Annotated in this window: 18 protein-coding genes; 7 read left to right on the top strand and 11 right to left on the bottom strand. The window is 62.5% G+C overall.

All coding sequences use genetic code 11. From position 1 onward, the window contains the following. Positions 1-33: 33 nt before the first annotated feature. The 7 genes from ACMVPR_RS02245 to purD form a co-directional block, all read right to left on the bottom strand. Entirely contained in the window at positions 34-1,530 is a 1,497-nt protein-coding gene (locus tag ACMVPR_RS02245) for an NAD(P)(+) transhydrogenase (Re/Si-specific) subunit beta (protein WP_300583100.1), read from the bottom strand. Between the two features lie 13 nt (positions 1,531-1,543). Beyond that, positions 1,544-3,115, bottom strand: a complete 1,572-nt coding sequence (locus ACMVPR_RS02240) for a Re/Si-specific NAD(P)(+) transhydrogenase subunit alpha (protein WP_300583103.1) — start codon at positions 3,113-3,115, stop codon at positions 1,544-1,546. Between the two features lie 137 nt (positions 3,116-3,252). Further along, positions 3,253-3,705, bottom strand: a complete 453-nt coding sequence (locus ACMVPR_RS02235) for a methyltransferase family protein (RefSeq protein ID WP_416881517.1) — start codon at positions 3,703-3,705, stop codon at positions 3,253-3,255. An 82-nt stretch (positions 3,706-3,787) separates the two neighbouring features. After that, positions 3,788-3,985 carry a hypothetical protein gene (locus tag ACMVPR_RS02230; RefSeq protein WP_292266722.1) on the bottom strand — a complete coding sequence of 66 codons (198 nt, stop codon included), beginning with the start codon at positions 3,983-3,985 and terminating at the stop codon, positions 3,788-3,790. A 142-nt stretch (positions 3,986-4,127) separates the two neighbouring features. After that, positions 4,128-5,045 carry a DMT family transporter gene (locus ACMVPR_RS02225; protein ID WP_300583108.1) on the bottom strand — a complete coding sequence of 306 codons (918 nt, stop codon included), beginning with the start codon at positions 5,043-5,045 and terminating at the stop codon, positions 4,128-4,130. 86 nt (positions 5,046-5,131) lie between these two features. After that, the gene (locus tag ACMVPR_RS02220) at positions 5,132-5,725 is read right to left on the bottom strand and encodes a LysE/ArgO family amino acid transporter (protein WP_416881516.1); all 594 of its coding nucleotides are present in this window, start codon (positions 5,723-5,725) and stop codon (positions 5,132-5,134) included. Next, positions 5,726-6,988 (bottom strand): phosphoribosylamine--glycine ligase, encoded by a 1,263-nt coding sequence (gene purD / locus ACMVPR_RS02215; RefSeq protein ID WP_416881515.1) that lies wholly within the window; start codon positions 6,986-6,988, stop codon positions 5,726-5,728. A gap of 73 nt (positions 6,989-7,061) precedes the next feature. Between purD and xseA the strand changes: the two genes are divergently transcribed. From xseA to ACMVPR_RS02195, 4 genes are all read left to right on the top strand, one after another. Then, entirely contained in the window at positions 7,062-8,612 is a 1,551-nt protein-coding gene (xseA, locus tag ACMVPR_RS02210; protein ID WP_416881514.1) for an exodeoxyribonuclease VII large subunit, read from the top strand. Positions 8,613-8,770: 158 nt separating this feature from the next. Beyond that, positions 8,771-9,583, top strand: coding sequence for a TIGR00282 family metallophosphoesterase (locus tag ACMVPR_RS02205; protein WP_416881513.1), 813 nt, complete (start codon positions 8,771-8,773; stop codon positions 9,581-9,583). A 10-nt stretch (positions 9,584-9,593) separates the two neighbouring features. After that, complete coding sequence (locus ACMVPR_RS02200; RefSeq protein WP_416881512.1) at positions 9,594-10,517, top strand: DMT family transporter; 924 nt, start codon at positions 9,594-9,596, stop codon at positions 10,515-10,517. A gap of 66 nt (positions 10,518-10,583) precedes the next feature. Then, positions 10,584-12,326 carry an SLC13 family permease gene (locus ACMVPR_RS02195; RefSeq protein ID WP_416884603.1) on the top strand — a complete coding sequence of 581 codons (1,743 nt, stop codon included), beginning with the start codon at positions 10,584-10,586 and terminating at the stop codon, positions 12,324-12,326. Between the two features lie 46 nt (positions 12,327-12,372). Here ACMVPR_RS02195 and ACMVPR_RS02190 read toward each other — a convergent pair whose 3' ends face one another. Further along, complete coding sequence (locus tag ACMVPR_RS02190) at positions 12,373-13,110, bottom strand: glutamine amidotransferase (RefSeq protein WP_416881511.1); 738 nt, start codon at positions 13,108-13,110, stop codon at positions 12,373-12,375. Positions 13,111-13,232: 122 nt separating this feature from the next. On the opposite strand from ACMVPR_RS02190, the gene ACMVPR_RS02185 reads away from it, so the two are divergent. Then, complete coding sequence (locus tag ACMVPR_RS02185) at positions 13,233-13,973, top strand: YebC/PmpR family DNA-binding transcriptional regulator (protein WP_292266744.1); 741 nt, start codon at positions 13,233-13,235, stop codon at positions 13,971-13,973. 126 nt (positions 13,974-14,099) lie between these two features. On the opposite strand, the gene ACMVPR_RS02180 is transcribed toward ACMVPR_RS02185, so the two are convergent. Together ACMVPR_RS02180 and ACMVPR_RS02175 are read right to left on the bottom strand one after the other, a co-directional pair. Then, on the bottom strand, positions 14,100-14,807 hold the full coding sequence (locus ACMVPR_RS02180) for an FG-GAP repeat domain-containing protein (protein ID WP_416881510.1): 708 nt from the start codon (positions 14,805-14,807) through the stop codon (positions 14,100-14,102). A gap of 2 nt (positions 14,808-14,809) precedes the next feature. Continuing rightward, positions 14,810-15,133, bottom strand: coding sequence for a 2Fe-2S iron-sulfur cluster-binding protein (locus tag ACMVPR_RS02175; protein WP_292266749.1), 324 nt, complete (start codon positions 15,131-15,133; stop codon positions 14,810-14,812). Positions 15,134-15,291: 158 nt separating this feature from the next. On the opposite strand from ACMVPR_RS02175, the gene ACMVPR_RS02170 reads away from it, so the two are divergent. Beyond that, complete coding sequence (locus ACMVPR_RS02170; protein WP_416881509.1) at positions 15,292-16,248, top strand: serine hydrolase domain-containing protein; 957 nt, start codon at positions 15,292-15,294, stop codon at positions 16,246-16,248. On the opposite strand, the gene ACMVPR_RS02165 is transcribed toward ACMVPR_RS02170, so the two are convergent. Continuing rightward, positions 16,233-17,282, bottom strand: coding sequence for a helix-turn-helix domain-containing protein (locus ACMVPR_RS02165; protein ID WP_416881508.1), 1,050 nt, complete (start codon positions 17,280-17,282; stop codon positions 16,233-16,235). The two genes, ACMVPR_RS02170 and ACMVPR_RS02165, sit on opposite strands and share 16 nt — an antisense overlap. Before the next feature lie 135 nt (positions 17,283-17,417). Here ACMVPR_RS02165 and ACMVPR_RS02160 point away from each other — a divergent pair, with 135 nt between their 5' ends. Then, positions 17,418-18,452 carry an alpha/beta hydrolase family protein gene (locus ACMVPR_RS02160; protein ID WP_416881507.1) on the top strand — a complete coding sequence of 345 codons (1,035 nt, stop codon included), beginning with the start codon at positions 17,418-17,420 and terminating at the stop codon, positions 18,450-18,452. Positions 18,453-18,477: the final 25 nt, after the last annotated feature.

Raw genomic sequence — 18,477 nt, 5'->3', positions numbered from 1 at the left:
ATGCGGGGTTTCTTGTCTGGTCACTGACCCAGATCAGCTGATCTTGGTGAGCAGCGTGTCGAGGCTGGCTTTCGCGTCGCCGTAGAACATCCGCGTGTTGTCCTTGAAGAACAGCGGGTTCTCGATGCCCGAATAGCCGGTGCCCTGACCGCGTTTGGACACGAAGACCTGCTTGGCCTTCCAGCATTCCAGTACCGGCATGCCGGCGATGGGGCTGTTGGGATCGTCCTGAGCGGCGGGGTTCACAATGTCGTTCGAGCCGATGACGATGGCGACATCCGTGTCCGGGAAGTCGTCGTTGATCTCGTCCATCTCGAGCACGATGTCGTAGGGCACCTTGGCTTCGGCCAGAAGCACGTTCATGTGGCCGGGCAGACGACCTGCAACCGGGTGGATCGCAAAGCGCACGGTCTTGCCCTTGGCGCGCAGGCGGCGGGTGAGTTCGGCCACGTTCTGCTGTGCCTGTGCCACCGCCATGCCGTAGCCCGGAATGATGATGACGCTGTCGGCCTCGTCGAGAGCCTGTGCGACACCATCAGCGTCAATAGCGATCTGTTCGCCTTCCACAGCCATCTGTTCGCCCGCAGGGCCACCAAAGCCACCCAAGATCACGCTGATGAAGCTGCGGTTCATGGCCTTACACATGATGTAGGACAGGATCGCACCCGAGGAGCCCACAAGCGCACCCACCACGATCAGAAGGTCGTTGCCGAGGCTGAAGCCAATCGCGGCAGCGGCCCAGCCGGAGTAGCTGTTGAGCATGGAGACCACGACCGGCATGTCGGCGCCGCCGATGCCCATGATCAGGTGATAGCCGATGAACAGCGCCAGCAGGGTCAGCAGAACGAGGGTCCAGCTGCCCGAACCGCCCAGATACATGATCGCCAGCAGCACCGACAGCGCCGCAGCACCGGCATTCAGAAGGTGACCGCCCGGCAGCTTTTTCGCGCCGCTGTCCACTTTGCCCGCCAGTTTGCCATAAGCGATGACCGAGCCGGTGAAGGTCACGGCACCGATCCAGATGCCCAAAACAAGCTCGACCTTGAGGATGTTGATCTCGACATTGGTCTTCTTTGCGATCAGCTTGCCGAAGGACGACAGGCCGTCATAGACCTCTTTCGGCAGGCCGATGGCGGTGTAGCCATCCGCAGACACTGCGCCCATGACAAGGTTGTTGGCCTCGTAGATGTCGCCGATGTTGTTGATCATGATGTCGGCGTTGAAGCCCACGAACACCGCCGCCAGACCGACAAGGCTGTGCATGATGGCCACAAGCTCGGGCATCTGGGTCATCTGAACGCGTGTGGCCAACTGATAGCCGACGCCTGCACCCAGTGCGATGAGCACCAGAGAGGCCACGAACAGCCCCTGCCCCGGCCCCATCAGCGTGGCGACCACGGCGATGGCCATACCGACAATGCCGTACCACACCGCGCGCTTGGCGCTTTCCTGACCGCTCAGACCGCCGAGGGACAGGATGAAGAGAACCGCTGCGACCGCATAGGCCGCGATGGTGAATCCGAATTCCATGGTGCCTGCCCCCTTAGGATTTCTGGAACATGGCGAGCATGCGCCGTGTCACGAGGAAGCCGCCGAAAATGTTGATCGAGGCCATGAAGATACCCAGCGCCGCCAAGAGCGTGATGAGAAGCGAGCTGGACCCGATCTGGATCAGCGCGCCAAGGATCACGATGGAAGAGATCGCGTTGGTGACGGCCATCAGCGGCGTGTGCAGCGAATGCGCCACGTTCCAGATCACCTGGAAGCCAATAAAGACCGACAGGACGAACACGATGAAGTGCTGCATGAAGCTGGCCGGGGCAACAAGACCGACGCCCAGAACCAAAGCAGCCCCGACGGCAAGCAACGTGACCTGCTGCTGGGTCTGCGCCTTGAAGGCGGCCACTTCTGCGGCGCGCTTTTCTTCGGGCGTGAGTTCCTTGGCCTTTTCCTTGGGCTTGGCGGCAATCGCCTGAACCTTGGGCGGGGGCGGCGGGAAGGTAACGGCCTTTTCATGCGCGATGGTGGCACCGCGGATCACGTCATCTTCCATGTTGTGGACGACCTGACCGTCTTTTTCCGGTGTCAGGTCCGTCATCATGTGACGGATGTTGGTCGCATAGAGGTTGGACGCCTGCGTGGCCATGCGCGACGGGAAGTCGGTGTAGCCGATAATCGTCACACCGTTGTCGGTGACGATCTTTTCGTCCATCACGGTCAGCTTGCAGTTGCCGCCCTTTTCAGCAGCAAGGTCCACGATGACCGAGCCCGGCTTCATCGCCGCGACCATGTCGGGGGTCCAAAGCTCGGGCGCTTCGCGGTTCGGGATCAGCGCGGTGGTGATCACGATATCCATATCGGGTGCGAGTTCGCGGAACTTGGCAAGCTGGGCTGCGGCAAATTCCGGAGAGGACACAGAGGCATAGCCACCGGTTGCGGCACCATCCTGCTGTTCTTCCTCGAAATCGAGGAAGACGAATTCCGCACCCATGGATTCGACCTGTTCCGCCACTTCGGGGCGGACGTCGAAGGCGTAGGTGATCGCACCGAGCGAGGTCGATGTGCCGATGGCGGCAAGACCGGCCACACCGGCACCGACGACCAGAACTTTCGCCGGGGGCACCTTGCCTGCAGCGGTGATCTGACCGGTGAAGAAGCGGCCGAAATTGTTGCCCGCTTCGATCACGGCGCGGTAGCCCGCGATATTCGCCATCGAGGACAGTGCGTCCATCTTCTGGGCGCGGGAAATCCGCGGCACCATGTCCATCGCGATGACAGAGGTGCCCTGCTTGGCCGCCTGCTGCATCAGCTTTTCGTTCTGTGCCGGATAGAAGAACGAGATCAGAAGCTGACCTTCGCGCGACTTTTTCAGTTCGGCATCGGTCGGCGGGCGCACCTTGGCGACCACATCGGCCTCTTTCCAAAGAGCTGCAGCGGTTTTGACAACCTCGACGCCCGCTTCTTTGTACGTATCGTCATTATAGCCCGCTGCGTCGCCTGCACCGCTTTCAATGATGCACTCATATCCCAGCTTCTGCAGCTGGCGGGCGGACTCCGGGGTCATGGCAACACGTGCCTCACCCTTCATCACTTCCTTTGGCGTCCCGATTTTCACCTGAGCCGTCCCCCTTATGGTTCGTTGCGAAGTGCCGTAGCGGCATGATTTCCGGCGATGGGTCTACAATGCTGACCTAAAGCGCACAATGCCACCCAACCGCGAACCGCTCATCTAGAGCAGATGTGCCCTGTCGGCTAGAGCCAACGTCGCGTTTGTTTCTCATATCGTGCAAAATTCGCACGAAAATTTCGTCGCAGACGTTTCTCTTCGGCAAGAATGAAGTGTTTCTCGATCCACCAGACAAAAACCGGGATCAATGGGAGCGATAACACCGCGTCCCAGTACAGGATCATTCCTGTGAGGATCAGCGAATCAGCAAGGTAGATGGGATTGCGCGAGCGCTTGAAGATGCCGCTTGTCACCAGCGCGGCGGGGTCGCGATGGGGAATGATCGTCGTGCGGTGACGACGCATCTCGTAGGCGGCCAAGGCGATCAGAACGATGCCACCACCGACCAGCAATCCGCCCACAAGGTCAGCCCAGACCGGGCCGAAGCTCAGACCGAAATCGAAATGGGTCTTCTGCATCCAAGCCACGACAAGCGCCGCAGCCAACCAGACCGGGGGAAGATCAATATAGTTTTTCATGCACCGGACATAGCAAAGCCCGGTCCGTTGCGCGAGATGGATCAGATGGACAAAAGGCCGCCCGGACGGGACGACCTGCCGGTCACATCTTCACGCAGCCCAGGATTTCGTTTTTGGGGATCCGCGCGACCATCACGCCGCCATCGACGCGCTTGACGTGGAAACCGTAGCCACGCATGCGAAATTTCCATTCGGCATCCGACAGCGTTTTCTGACGTTCGGCCACAAGGAAGTGGCGCAGTTCGCCCAAATCAGGGCTGGAGAAGTTTTCGGCAAACATGATGTGTTCCTCGTACGTTACCTACCCCATTTGTCGCCGTTGATTGTGACCAATTTTGGAACCAAACCCGGTTTTTTGCGGAATACGAAACAATGCCATTCGGGACCTTGGACAGGGTGACGCAGAGCGCCGCTAGGTCAGCCTACACCTTTGTTTCATTGACCACGGGCGTGCGGTGCGACTTGCGCAACCGGGCTTCACGCCAGGTGATAAAGATCACCGATGCCATGATTATGCCACCTCCGAGGATCACCCACGGATCGGCGGGCTCATCGAAAAAGAGCGCGCCCAAAAGCACCGACCACACCAGTTGGAGGAACGTGACGGGCTGCGTGACGGTAACCGGAGCCGCCGCAAAGGCCAGTGTCATGGTATAGTGACCCGCTGTAGCGAAACAGGCGATGGCCGCCAGCACTCCGAGGTCGGCAAGGCTGGGGGTGACCCAGACCGCGATGGCGAAGGGGGCAAGCCCGATCGTCACCGTGATCGACAAAAGCGCAACCACGAGGCTGGCAGGCAATTCGCCTGACACGATCTTGGCGATCAGGTAGCTGCCAGCAAAGAGCAGCGCCGTGGCCAGCATGGCGATATGACCGGGGTCAAGCTCGCGAAAGCCGGGGCGCAGGATGATCAAGGATCCGATAAGGGCCGCGATCACCGCCAGCACACGGCGCAGGGCCATCCATTCCCCCAAGAGGAACACCGCGAGGATCGAGACATAGACCGGGTTGAGGTAGTTCATCGCCGTGACCTCGGCGATGGGGATGCGGGTCATGGCGTAGAACCACAGGATCACGCCCAGAGAGTGTACAATCCCGCGAATGCCGAAGAGCTTTTTCTGACGTGGCGTCAATTTGATCGCAATCAACTCGCGCCAGACCGGGATCAGGAAGACCAGACCGATCACGTAGCGCAGAAAGGCCGACTCGGCCGCCGGGATGCGCCCCCCCAAGGTCTTGACCAGCGCGGTCACTGCAACAAAGCAAATACCGGTCATGACCATCCAGAAGATGCCAAGGACGGGATTTCCGGCGCTGTTGGGTGGTGTCGTCGCAGTCATGGCGATACTGGAGCGGAAGGCGGGTCAATGTGCAAGAGGCTGTTCTGTAATGGACGGCCCGCTTCAACTGCCTTGACCGTCATTGTCTACATCAACAACAGTTTCGCCGCGATCGCCCACATCACGATGCCGATGATCACGTCCAGCACTTGCCACGCGCGCGGTTTGGCAAAGAGAGGTGCCAAGAGACGCGCGCCGTAGCCAAGCGAAAAGAAGAACACGAAGCTGGCGGTCATTGCCCCCAGTGCGAAGTTCAACCGGTCCTCGTATTGCGCCGCGACAGCGCCCAGCAGCACCACCGTGTCGAGATAGACATGCGGGTTGAGCCATGTCAGCGCAAGGCAGGTGAGCAGGGCCTTGCGCAGCGATCCGGCTGCCCGGCCTGCCTGCATCGCCTGCCCGCCGCGCCACGCGCTTTGGAAAGTGCGGGCACCGTACCAAATCAGGAACGCCGCGCCCAAGAGCCGCATCGCCAGTTCCAGTCCGGGGATCGCCTGCGTCAACGCACCGAACCCGGCCACCCCAGAGGCGATCAGGATGGCATCGGACAGTGCACAGGTCAGGCAGACTGCAAAGACATGCGATTTGAGCAAGCCCTGCCGCAGGACAAAGGCATTCTGCGCGCCGATGGCAAGGATCAGGGACAGGCCAAGCGCAAATCCGGCCAGCGCTGTCGCCATTTAAAGCGCCCGCCAGCCGATGTCGCGGCGGCAGAAGCCTTCGGGCCAGTTCACCTGATCGACCATTGCATAGGCCCGGTCGCGGGCTTCTTGCAGCGTGGCACCGCGTGCGGTCGCGTTCAGGACGCGCCCCCCGGTTGCGGTGATCTTGCCGTCCTTTTCGGTGGTACCCGCGTGAAACATCATGTGGAAACTGTCTTCGGGCAGGCCATCGAGACCACCGATGACGCTGCCTTTCTCATAGCTGCCCGGGTAACCGTTCGCGGCAAGAACCACGGTCATCGCATGATCGTCGGCCCAGTTCACGCGAGCCTCGGCCAGACGCCCCTCGGCACAGGCATGCAACAGGTCAAAGGCCTGACCACCCAGCCGCATCATCAGAACCTGACATTCCGGATCGCCGAAGCGGACATTGTATTCCACAAGACGTGGCTGGCCATTTTCGATCATCAAGCCGGCAAAAAGGATGCCCTGAAACGGCGTGCCGCGTTTGGCCATCTCGGCCATGGTGGGCTTCACGATCTCGTCCATCGCCTTTGCAATGACTGCGTCGGTCAGCACCGGTGCCGGGGAATAGGCCCCCATACCACCGGTGTTGAGACCGGTGTCGCCCTCACCCACGCGCTTGTGGTCCTGCGCGGTGCCGATGGGCAGCACGTCCTTGCCGTCGCAGAGGACGAAGAACGAGGCTTCCTCGCCTTGCATGAATTCCTCGATCACCACCTCGGCCCCGGCCCCGCCAAAGGCCCCGCCGAACATGTCGTCGATGGCGGCTTCGGCCTCGGCCACCGTTTCGGCGATGATGACACCCTTGCCAGCAGCCAGACCATCCGCCTTGACCACGATGGGCGCGCCCTGCGCGCGGACATAGGCCTTGGCCGCCACGGCATCGGTGAAATGTCCGTAGGCCGCGGTCGGCGCGTTGGCGGCGTCGCAGATCTCTTTGGTGAAGCTTTTGGAGGCTTCCAATCGCGCCGCCTCGGCCGATGGTCCAAAGACCAAGAGACCGGCATCGCGCAGCCGGTCCGCCACGCCAACAGCCAGGGGCGCCTCGGGGCCGACGATCACGAAGTCGATGCTGTTTTCTTCGGCAAAGGTGACAACCGCGCCGCCGTCCATAATATCAAGCGCCGCACATTCCGCGATCATCGCGATCCCGGCATTTCCCGGCGCCACGATCAGCCGGTCGCATTTCGGGTTCTGCATCACCGCCCAAGCCAACGCGTGTTCGCGCCCGCCACTTCCAAGGATGAGAATGTTCATGGCGCACGCTCCGTCTTCACCTTCGGTTGCGCGCGTTCTAGGGTCGGGACGAGTGAAGCGCAAGCGAGGCCAAATGTCCGATCTGATCGACGATCCGCGTCCGGGGCAGAACATGCCGGAATACACCGTGTCCGAAGTGTCGGGTGCGGTGAAAAAGACGCTGGAGGACCAGTTCGGCCGTATCCGCGTGCGCGGCGAGGTGGGGCGCGTGTTCACGGCGCGGTCGGGGCATCTTTACTATGACGTCAAGGATGACCGTTCCGTGCTGGCCTGCACCACGTGGAAAGGTCAGGTCTCGCAGCTTTCCGTGATCCCCGAAGAAGGGCTGGAGGTTGTCGTTACCGGGCGCATGACGGCGTTTGGCGGGCAGTCCAAGTACAACCTCAACGTCGATGAGGTGACCGTCGCGGGCGAAGGCGCGCTGATGGCGATGCTGGAAAAACGCAAGAAGGCGCTGGCGGCAGAGGGGTTGTTCGATCCGGCGCGCAAGAAGGAATTGCCCTACCTGCCCGACATCATCGGTGTCATCACATCGCCCTCGGGTGCGGTGATCCGGGACATCCTGCACCGGTTGCGAGACCGCTTTCCGCGCAAGGTGCTGGTTTGGCCTGTGGCCGTTCAGGGGGCGGCCTGCGCTCCCGAAGTGGCCCGTGCCATCGCGGGCTTCAACGCTCTGACACCCGGCGGTGCCCTGCCCCGGCCTGATCTGCTGATCGTCGCGCGGGGGGGTGGCAGCATTGAAGACCTTTGGGGCTTCAATGAAGAGATCGTCGCACGGGCGGCAGCGGCGTCGGAGATTCCGCTCATTTCGGCGGTCGGCCATGAGACCGACACAACGCTGATCGACTATGTGTCCGACCAGCGGGCCCCGACCCCCACGGCGGCTGCGGAAATCGCGGTGCCGGTGCGACTGGAACTGCTGGGATGGGTCGGCGACCAACAGGCGCGCATGACCCGCGCGGTGTCGCAGCGGATGCAGACCCGCGACCAGCGCTTGCGCGATCTGGCCCGCGCCCTGCCCCGGCCCGAGACCCTGTTGTCGGGGCCGACGCAGCGGCTCGACCTGATGGTGGATCGGTTGCCGCGCGCCCTCACCCGCTCAGTGGACCTGCGCCGCGGGCGGCTTATTGAGGCGTCCGCGTCTCTGCGCCCCTCGCTTCTGTCTCGTGCGCTGGCTGAACAGAGGCGGCGGTTCGACCAAAGCGCCACGAGGCTCGCCCCCGGTCTGGCACGTGTGGTCGAGACCAAGCGCGAGGCACTGGCGCGACGCGCGGACCGGCTGACGCTGAAACCCATCGAACGGGATCTGGCCGTCAAACGCGACCGGCTGGACGCGCTGACCCGACGGCTGTCGAGTGCCGGGCAGGCACAGGTCAAGGATTGGCGATCACGGCTGACGGCGCTCGACCGGTTGCGCGAAACGTTGGGGTATAAGGAGACCTTGAAGCGCGGCTATGCGGTCGTGCGGGGGGACGGGGCTGTGGTGACGACGCAGAAAGCCGCGCAAGCCGCAACCGCGCTGGAGATCGAATTTGCCGATGGACGTATGACGGTTGGTGCAGCTGGTGCGAAACCGGCGACGAAATCCAGGCCGAAACCGCCCGAACAGGGCTCGCTGTTCTGAGGTGAGCGCCCAAGCAATTTCGAAATTGTTTGAATGCGGCTTTGAAGCCGCTTGCAAGCCCATTCGAATGGGCTTTTCCGTCGCGTTTCGAAACGCGGTGTCTCCCACGCCCGGTTTGCCTCTTTGCTTTCCCGGAGCACCGCTCTAATCCTCTGCCTATGAGAACACTCTTTCTTGGCGACATCATGGGCCGCGCGGGCCGCACCGCGATCACCGAGCGGCTTCCCGCCCTGCGCGACCGCCTCAAGGTCGATTTCTGCGTGGTGAACGGCGAAAACGCCTCCAGCGGCGTTGGCCTCTCTGGCCCCCATGCCGAAGACCTGCTGAACGCCGGGGTCGATTGCCTGACATTGGGTGACCATGCTTTCGACCAGAAGGACATGCTGTCCTATATCGAGAACGAACCCCGCATCCTGCGGCCGCTGAACTTTGCCAAACAGGCCCCCGGTCGGGGGCACCGCCTCTTCACCGATGCGCGCGGGCGCAAGATCCTCGTGCTGCAGGTGCTGGGACAGGTGTTCATGAAACGCGCCTTCGATGATCCGTTCTCGGCTGTGGACGCAGTTCTCCGCGCCCACCCCTTAGGCGGTCAGGCGCAGATGATCCTTGTGGACATGCATTGCGAGGCGACCTCGGAAAAGATGGGGATGGGGCATTACTGCGATGGCCGCGCCAGCCTTGTTGTCGGCACCCACACCCATGTGCCCACGGGCGATGCGCAAATTCTGCCGGGAGGCACCGGATACCTGACCGATGCAGGTATGTGCGGCGACTACAATTCGGTGATCGGGATGGAAAAGACCGAACCGATGCGCCGCTTCGTCACCGGTATGAGCAAAGGCCGTTTCCAGCCCGCATTGGGCGAGGCGACGCTGTCGGGTGTATTGGTGGAAACCGACGACCGCACCGGCAAGGCCACCGCCCTTCACATGATCCGCGACGGTGGACGCTTGCAGGCCAGCGCGCCATGAGACCAAAGCCGTGAAACGCGCCCTGCCGCTGATCGTTCTTATCCTCGCGGGCGCAGCCTGGGGGGCGACGCAGCCGCTGGCCAAAACCGCTGTCAGCGAAGGGTATCGCCATTTCGGCATCCTGTTCTGGCAGATGGGCATCGGCGCCGCCGTGCTGGGCTTTGTCTGCGTGCTGCGCGGCACCCCCATGCGCTTCACCCGTCGGGACATGACGCTCTACACGGCGCTTGCGCTGATCGGGTCCGTCCTGCCCGGCATTTCGTCCTATTCCGCAGCGATCCACCTGCCCTCGGGCGTGCTGTCGATCCTGCTCAGTTCGATCCCGATGATCGCCTTTCCCATCGCGCTCGCCTTCGGGCTGGAGCGGTTCCGCTGGCGCAGGCTGGCCGGGCTGAGCCTTGGCTTTGCCGGCATCTGCCTGTTGATCCTGCCCGAGACAAGCCTGCCCGCCTCTGTCCCCGTGATCTGGATCTTCGTTGCGCTGATCTCGTCGTTTTTCTATGCGCTGGAAAGCAGCGTGGTCGCCCGCTGGGGACTTGGGGGGCTTGATCCGGTGCAGACGCTGTGCGGGGCTTCTCTGGTCGGCACAGTGATCACCCTGCCATTGGCCCTGATGACGGGGCAATTCATCGACCCGCGCGGACCGTGGGGCGCACCGGATGTTGCCATCGTCGCCACGGCGTTGCTGCATGCCGCCGCCTATGTTGGCTATGTCTGGCTGGTCGGCCGGGCGGGCGCGGTCTTCACCGTTCAGGTCAGCTATTTCGTGACGCTCTTTGGCGTCACATGGGCGATGCTGTTCCTGAACGAAAGCTACTCGCCCTATTTCTGGGCGGCGCTTGCCCTGATGCTGGCCGGTTTGGCGCTGGTCCAACCCCGACCCAAAGCGGTTCTTGTTCCAACCACCGCACCCGGTCAAACTGAACCCTCCTGAGACTGCTACGAAGGACACCCCAAAGTGCTCACCGCGCTGATCGATCTCGACCAAACCACGCAGGCAATGCTGGCCCTTGGCACCGTCGCGGTGATGTTCGCGCTGTTCGTGCGCGAGACCTACCCGACCGAGGTGGTGGCCATCGGCGGCGTGGCGTTCCTTCTGGCGACAGGTGTGCTTCCTTATGCCGACGCGCTGGCAGTGCTGGCGAACCCCGCGCCCTGGACCATCGCGGCGATGTTTCTTGTGATGGGGGCTTTGGTGCGCACGGGTGCTTTGGCGGCTTTCACCACGGCCGCACAATCTGCGGTCGAGAAAAGCCCGAAACGTGCGATGGCAGGGATCATCGGCGTGGTGATCGTGGCCTCGGCCTTCATGAACAACACACCCGTGGTCGTGGTCATGCTGCCGCTCTTTGTGCAACTGGCCAAAACACTGGGGCTGGCCCCGTCGAAACTGCTCATCCCGCTGAGCTATGCCGCGATCCTTGGCGGCACGCTGACGCTGATCGGCACATCCACCAACCTGCTGGTCGACGGTGTCGCCCGCGCGCAGGGCTTGGAGCCGTTCACCATCTTCGAAGTCACGCCCCTTGCGGTCGTGCTGATCGCTTGGGGTATGTTCTATCTCTGGGCCTTTGGCCGCTACCTTCTGCCGGAACGCACCAGCATGGCGGCAATGCTGTCGGACCGGTCGAAGATGAAGTTCTTTACCGAAGCGGTGATCCCGCCGGACAGCAACCTGATCGGCCGCGAGGTGCAGGGCGTGCAGCTGTTCAAACGCGACGGGGTGCGCCTGATCGACGTGATCCGGGGCGACGCCTCGCTGCGGCGCAACCTTGATGGCGTGACGCTGCAGGTGGGCGACCGTGTAGTTTTGCGCACGCAGATGACCGAATTGCTGAGCCTGCAGCGGAACAAGGAACTGCGCCGGGTGGATCAGGTGTCGGCGGTGGAGACCACGACGGTCGAAGTGCTGATCACACCCGTCTGCAAGATGGTGGGCCGACGCCTCGGTGCGATGCGCCTGCGGCGACGCTACGGCGTCTACCCGCTGGCGGTGCACCGGCGGAACCAGAATATCGGGCGACAGTTGGATGATCTGGTGGTGCGCGTCGGCGACACGCTGCTGCTCGAAGGTGCGCCCGAGGACATCCAGCGCATGGCAGAGGAACTCAACCTCGTGGATGTGGCCAAACCCTCAGCCCGTGCCTACCGCCGCAGCCACGCCCCCATCGCCATCGCGGCACTGGCGGGGCTGGTCCTGCTGGCGGCGTTTGGCGTGGCGCCGATCCTTGCACTGGCGATCATCGCTGTTGCCGTCGTGCTGCTGACAAAATGTGTGGATTCGGACGAGGCGTTTTCCTTTGTCGAAGGCCAACTGCTCGCGCTGATCTTCGCCATGCTGGCCATTGGTGCCGCGTTGGAGGCTTCGGGTGCGGTCACGCTGATCGTCGAGGGCCTCGCACCTTACATGATGAACCTGCCACCCTGGGCCATCGTCTGGGCGATCTATCTGCTCACCAGCCTGCTCACCGAATTGATCAGCAACAACGCGGTGGCCGTGGTTGTGACACCCATCGCCATCGGGCTGGCGCAGGCGTTGGGGATCGACCCCCGCCCGCTGGTGGTGGCGGTGATGGTGGCCGCGTCCTGCGCCTTTGCCACACCCATCGGTTACCAGACCAACACTCTGGTGTACGGCCCAGGAGGCTATTCGTTTGCGGATTTCCTGAAAGTCGGCGTGCCGCTGAACCTGACCGTGGGCATGCTGGCCTCGGCGCTCATTCCGCTGATCTGGCCGCTCTAGGGCGTCCGATGCGTCGACGCATCGGGCGTTTCCGTCGACGGAAACGTCACCCGCCGTAGCGGGCCACGAAGCGACGCAGGATTTCGACCGGCACCGTCACATCGCTGGAATGACACATGGCGATCAGATCATCGGCGGTCTCGGGCGCGAAATAGCCCTTGTGTCGGTAGATGCGGATCCGGTCCTCGAACACACCCGCATCCGCCTCGGGGTGGAACTGCGTGGCATAGACGTTCTGACCGTAGCGGATCATCTGGTAGGGGCACGGGTCGGATGCCAGAAGATGAACGCACCCCTTGGGCAAGTCCTGCACCGCCTCTTTGTGTCCGACAAACGCGTCGAAGGCGCCCGGCAACCCGGCCACAAGCGGGTCCACCGCACCCTCAACCGTCACCCGGCAGGTCACCGGACCCACGGGTTCGCCATAGCGCCGTTTGGACACCTCGGCCCCCAGATGATGCCCCAGAATACCGATGCCGTAACAGCACCCCATGAACGGCACGTCCCGTTCCGTGATCTCGGGCATGAGCGAGAGGATCTCGGCCTCGATCCGCGCCTCGACCGGGTCCTTGGTGGCGGGATCGTCGGACACGCAGCCCGGCCCGCCCCCGACGATCACTCCGGCGTAGTCAGCCAGCTGCAGCCCCTCGGGCAGCGGCTCCCGGTCCAGACAGACGCGATGGACCTGCGCGTCGGTCAGGCCCCCTTTTTCCAGAAAAGCGGCGTATTCGCCATCGCTGGCCTCGGCCTCGGGACGCAATTGCAGAATGAGAAACGGTTTCATGCCCTCCTCATACCCAACCCGACCCAGTGCGCAAATCCCGAAAACGCAACTTGTTCCCGGCCCGCCTTCTGCGCTAAAGACCCGCAAACTTCTGGACATCCGACAATCAAGGACAGGACACCATGGCCGGCCATTCCAAATGGGCAAACATCCAGCACCGCAAAGGTCGTCAGGACGCGGTGCGCGCCAAGCTTTTCTCCAAGTTCTCCAAGGAAATCACCGTCGCTGCCAAGATGGGCGACCCGGACCCCGACAAGAACCCGCGCCTGCGTCTGGCCATCAAGGAAGCCAAGTCGCAATCGATGCCCAAGGACAACATCGAACGCGCCATCAAGAAGGCGACCGGCGGCGATGGCGAGGATTACGAGGAAATCCGCTACGAGGGCTATGGCCCGAACGGCGTTGCGGTGATCGTCGAGGCGATGACAGACAATCGCAACCGCACCGCATCGAACGTGCGCTCGACCTTCACCAAGAACGGCGGCAACCTGGGCGAGACCGGATCGGTCGGCTTCATGTTCGACCGCAAGGGTGAAATCACCTACCCCGCCAGCGTCGGCGATGCGGACACGGTGATGATGGCCGCGATCGAAGCCGGTGCCGAGGACGTGGAAAGCAGCGCGGATGGTCACATCATCTGGTGCGCCGACACCGATCTGAACGAGGTCGCCACGGCACTTGAGGCGGAACTGGGCGAATCCGACTCGACCAAGCTGGTGTGGAAGCCGACCACCACAACCGAGCTGGATCTCGACGCGATGCAATCGCTGATGAAACTGGTGGATGCGCTGGAAGACGATGACGACGTGCAGCGCGTCACCACCAATTTCGAAGCTTCGGACGAGGTCATGTCCCAGCTTTGACACAGGCACCAAGGGCGGTCGACCGCCCTTGGCCGCGTTTTCGAAAACGCGCGAGGCCAATTCGAATTGGCTTGAAAGCCGCGTTTCGAACCGCGGTGCCAAAGCGCCTCAAAAGGCGCTTCCCGCTCAACAGCCCAAGGCGCGCTCCAAAGCGTCGGGCGAATATGCGCCCAACACCTGCTGCGTCAACGCGCCGTCCGCAAGACGCACAGCAACCACGTTGGCCCAGCCGGCATCCGCGAGCACCATCTCAGGCCCCTGCCCGCAATTGCGCAGGCCACCCGCGATGAAATCCCAGCCGATCCTGTGATTGGTCAAGCCTTCTGCCGTGGCCACCTGGGTCAAGTCCCCATCCGACCTGTACCGCCAGACGCGCAGCACCTTGGCCAGATGCGGCCGGTCGACATACGCCAGTTCCACCCGCCCGTCGCCATCCAGATCGGCCACCGCCACCGGGGCAAGCCAGCGGAAGCGGGTTCCGATATGCGGTGTTGCCGCGATCTGGGCAAGCGCGCCATCCCGGATACCCCAGATGGCCAGCCGCGCGCCTTGGGTCTCGTGGCTTTCCACCACCACCACCTCGGGTGCCCCATCACCATCCACGTCCATAACTCGCGGCGACAGATCCTCGAACACGATGTCCTGCGCCCAGCGCGCGGATATTTCGCGTCCGTCGCTCAGCCGCACCACCAATGTGTCATATTCGATATCGTCGCCCAGCACACCGTGCGGGTAACGTGTGGTCGGCCCGTCATAACGCGCCGACACGATTTCTTGCGCCATGGCGTGTGACGCCAGTCCCATCACCAACGCCACGACACCGGCCAAACGCATGATCAGATCTGCTTTTCCGGCATCTGAACGATCAACCCGTCCAGCGCATCGGTCACCTTGAGCTGGCACGTCAGACGCGACCGCTCGGGGTTCGGCTCGTAAGCGAAATCCAGCATGTCCTCTTCCATGTCTTCCTTCGGCGGCAGTTTGCCCACCCAATCGGGATGCACATAGACGTGACAGGTCGAACAGGCGCAGGCGCCGCCGCAATCCGCCTCGATGCCCGGAATGCCATTGTCGCGTGCGCCTTCCATCACGGTCAGACCGTTGGCCACGTCCACGACATGCTCTGTGCCGCCATGCTCAATATAGGTGATTTTTGCCATTACAGCGCTCTCCGTCTCAGAAATCGTCACATACCTAGTCCGGCTGGATCGAACCCGCCAGCCCCATTCGACCTCAAATCCCTGTCAGGACTTTACGCGCGGGGCGCGACATGGCCATCTGACCCTATTGGAGCGATTTGGAGGAAAAGGCCACGCAGATGCAGATCATGCAGATGACACGGCGCGGGATCACGGCTTGCGCGATCCTGCTGGCGCTTTCAGGACCGGCCCTGGCGCAGGACGCACCCGTCGTGCGCTATCTTGAACGCGCCGGTGACAGCAGGGCAGACACCCAAAACGCCGCCCCCGACACGGCCTTTGCCATCGCCTCGGTTGGCAAGACGATGACTGCCGTTGCGGTGCTGCGCCGTGTGGCACGGGGGGATCTGCGGCTTGACGATCCTGCGGTCGACTGGGTTGCGCCTAACATCGCCAAGGGGCTGGGCGGGCTGGACAGGATCACCCTGCGCCACCTGCTCACGATGAGCTCTGGTCTGCCGGACTATTACACCGACGACTACCTTGAGGATGCGCTGGACGATCCCAGCCTGCAAACCCCCGCCACCGCGCTTGGCTACGCATTCGGAGACTCTGCGCTGTTTGGTCCCGGTCGCGGGTTCGACTATTCCAACACGAATTACGTGCTGCTTGGCCTGATCCTCGAAGACGCGACCGGCCAGACCTATGCGCAAGCCCTGCAGCGCGAGGTGTTTGGCCCCGCAGGCATGACGGACAGTTTCGTCTTTGGCAGCCGCCCCCTGCCGGACATCTTTGCCGATGCCCCGGGCGAGGTCCGCGCCTATTACCAAGCTGCCGGCTTTGGCGATGGTGGCGTGATTTCGACCGCGCGGGACGTGGCGCGCTTCTATCGCGCTCTGTTCATTGACCAAACGCTGTTGCCGCCCGACCTGCTTGGCATGATGACGCAAGACCCGATTGGGGAAGGCTACGGCATGGGCGTCGAAGTCGATGGCGATGTGGTCGGGCATTCCGGGGGCGATCTGGGCTTTTCCTCGGACGTGCGCCTACACCGCCCGTCGGGCACCCTCGCGGTGATGCTGGTCGCCGACGAAGACGCAGACACCGGCTGGACCGACGATCAGATGCCCGACTGACCCCGCTTTGCCACATCGCGATAGGCGGCAGGTGTCATGTCAAACCGGCGCTGGAATTCGCGGTAGAAATTCGACCGGGTGAGAAACCCGGACTGGTCCATCACCTCGGCCACGCTGCCCTGCCCTTCGGCCAGCAGCTTGGCAGCATGGTCCAGCCGGAAATCATTGACATATTGCGACACGTTCATGCCTTTGACCTGATTGATCGCCAAGGACAGCGCGCGGGACGGCACCTGCAGACGTTTGGCCAAGCGATCCACCGTCAACTCTGTGTCGAGATAAAGCTGTGTGTCCAGAAGCAAAGCCCGTGTCCGGGCCTCCAGCGCATCCGCATCAGGCTCTGGCTTCGTGCGCACAACCGTGACCTGCGAGGTGAATCGCCCCCCTCCTTTGGACACGGTCACGATCACCACGATCAAGCCCATTGCCATCACCACAGCCCCGGCCGAGATCAGCGACATCGCATCACCCGTGCGCTGTGCCGCGAAACTGAGGGCGATGGCCGTATCCGCCAGTGCAAACACCACAAGAAGCGCAACCGCGCCCAGCATCCAGCGGCGCAGCGCCGTCGCGCTTTCGATCCGCGCATGGGGCAATCCGTTTGGCCCGCGTCCCCAAAGACGCAGAAGCAGACCGGCATAGACCAAGTAACTGAGTGCCACGATCACATCGAGGTCAAGCAGGTCCGCAAAGGCAATTGGCGCGACGGCGACAATCAGAACGGCGATCCCGAGGTGGATCAGCGCCAAGCGCGGGACGCGGCCGGATCCGACGGCGAAACAGGCAAACCCCAGATACACCAGTGGTCCGGCAAACAGCGGCAGCGCACGTTGCAGCGGGATGAACTGGTCAACCCCGTATCCGAACCGCAGCCCCACCATCAGTGCCCCTACCGCAAGCACCAGAAAGAAGCTGGCGAAGAATCGGTTGGCCCAGACCTGTCCCAGATGCGCGCGCCAAATCAGGCCGCTGGCCACCGAGGACAGCAGAAATGTCAGGATCGGTAATGGGAACGTGGCCAGATCACCCTGCATGGCTGTCCTATATCATGTCGGTACTGTCCTGCATCATGATCAAGGACAGCGGACAGGGGTGCAAGCCGTTGTTTGAATTACCGCTTTGGCCAATCTCAGGGGCATCACCCCTTGCGTCACGAAAGGCCCCGAACCATGACACAGAACATACGTCTCGCCGCTTTGATGTCCGCCCTGCTGGCATCCACGGCATTTTCCGCAGAACCCGCCACCACTGGCATGACCCCGCTCGAGATCAGGGACACAGATGGCACCCGGCACCTTGACGGGTTTGTCTGGTATCCGGCCGCGGCAGACGCACCCACCGAGCCGGCGCATGGCAACGCCGTTTGGGAACCTATTCGCGTGGCGCCCAATGCCGCTCCGTCCCAAGGCACCTATCCGCTTGTCGTGCTGTCTCACGGCATGTTCGGCAACTCCCGAAATCAGGCGTGGCTGGCGGAACGGTTGGTGGCCGAGGGTTATATCGTGGCCGCCATTGACCATCCCGGCACCTCGACCTTTCAACGTGACCCGGATCACCAGCGCGCGCTTTGGGAGCGGCCAAAAGACATCTCGCGCACCATCGATCACCTGACCGGCGCGCATGCCATGGCGGGTTTGATCGACCCGGACCGCATCTATATGGCGGGCCATTCGCTGGGTGGGTTCACTGCGGTGGCACTGGCCGGGGGTCGGTTCGACGCTGGCACATTCGATGCGTTCTGCACCGCCATGCCTGACGATCTGGTCTGTGGCATCTTCGATCGCTGGGACGTGGCCAAGTCGCCCGAAGACCGAAATGCCATCGCTCAGAATCTGTCTGATGACCGGATCAAGGCGTTTGCGGTCTTTGATCTGGGTGGCACACAGACCTTTTCGACCGACAGCCTTGGGGCCATTGAGACACCGATGCTGGTCTATGGCGCGCCCGTCACCAATTCCGGGTTGGATTTGGATGTGGAATCCCGTGCATTGGTGGCCGAACTGCCCGCTGACCTGACCACCTATATCGAGCCTGCCGGTCTGGCACATTTCGACTTTCTGGGGGTCTGCACCGAAAACGGTCTGGCGATCCTGAAAGAGGAAGAACCGGACGACGCCTTTGTCTGCGAAGAAGGCCGTGAGGCCCGAAGAGCAGAGCATGCCAAGATCACGAGCGACGTTGCAGCGTTCTTTGACAGCCATTAAGACCCCGCGCCAATGGGAAAGTGCA

It is taken from the genome of Marivita sp., from assembly GCF_048006345.1.
Taxonomy (GTDB): domain Bacteria; phylum Pseudomonadota; class Alphaproteobacteria; order Rhodobacterales; family Rhodobacteraceae; genus Marivita.
The sequence above is the reverse complement of the archived record's forward strand: the minus strand, read 5'-3'. Positions and strand labels throughout refer to the sequence as shown.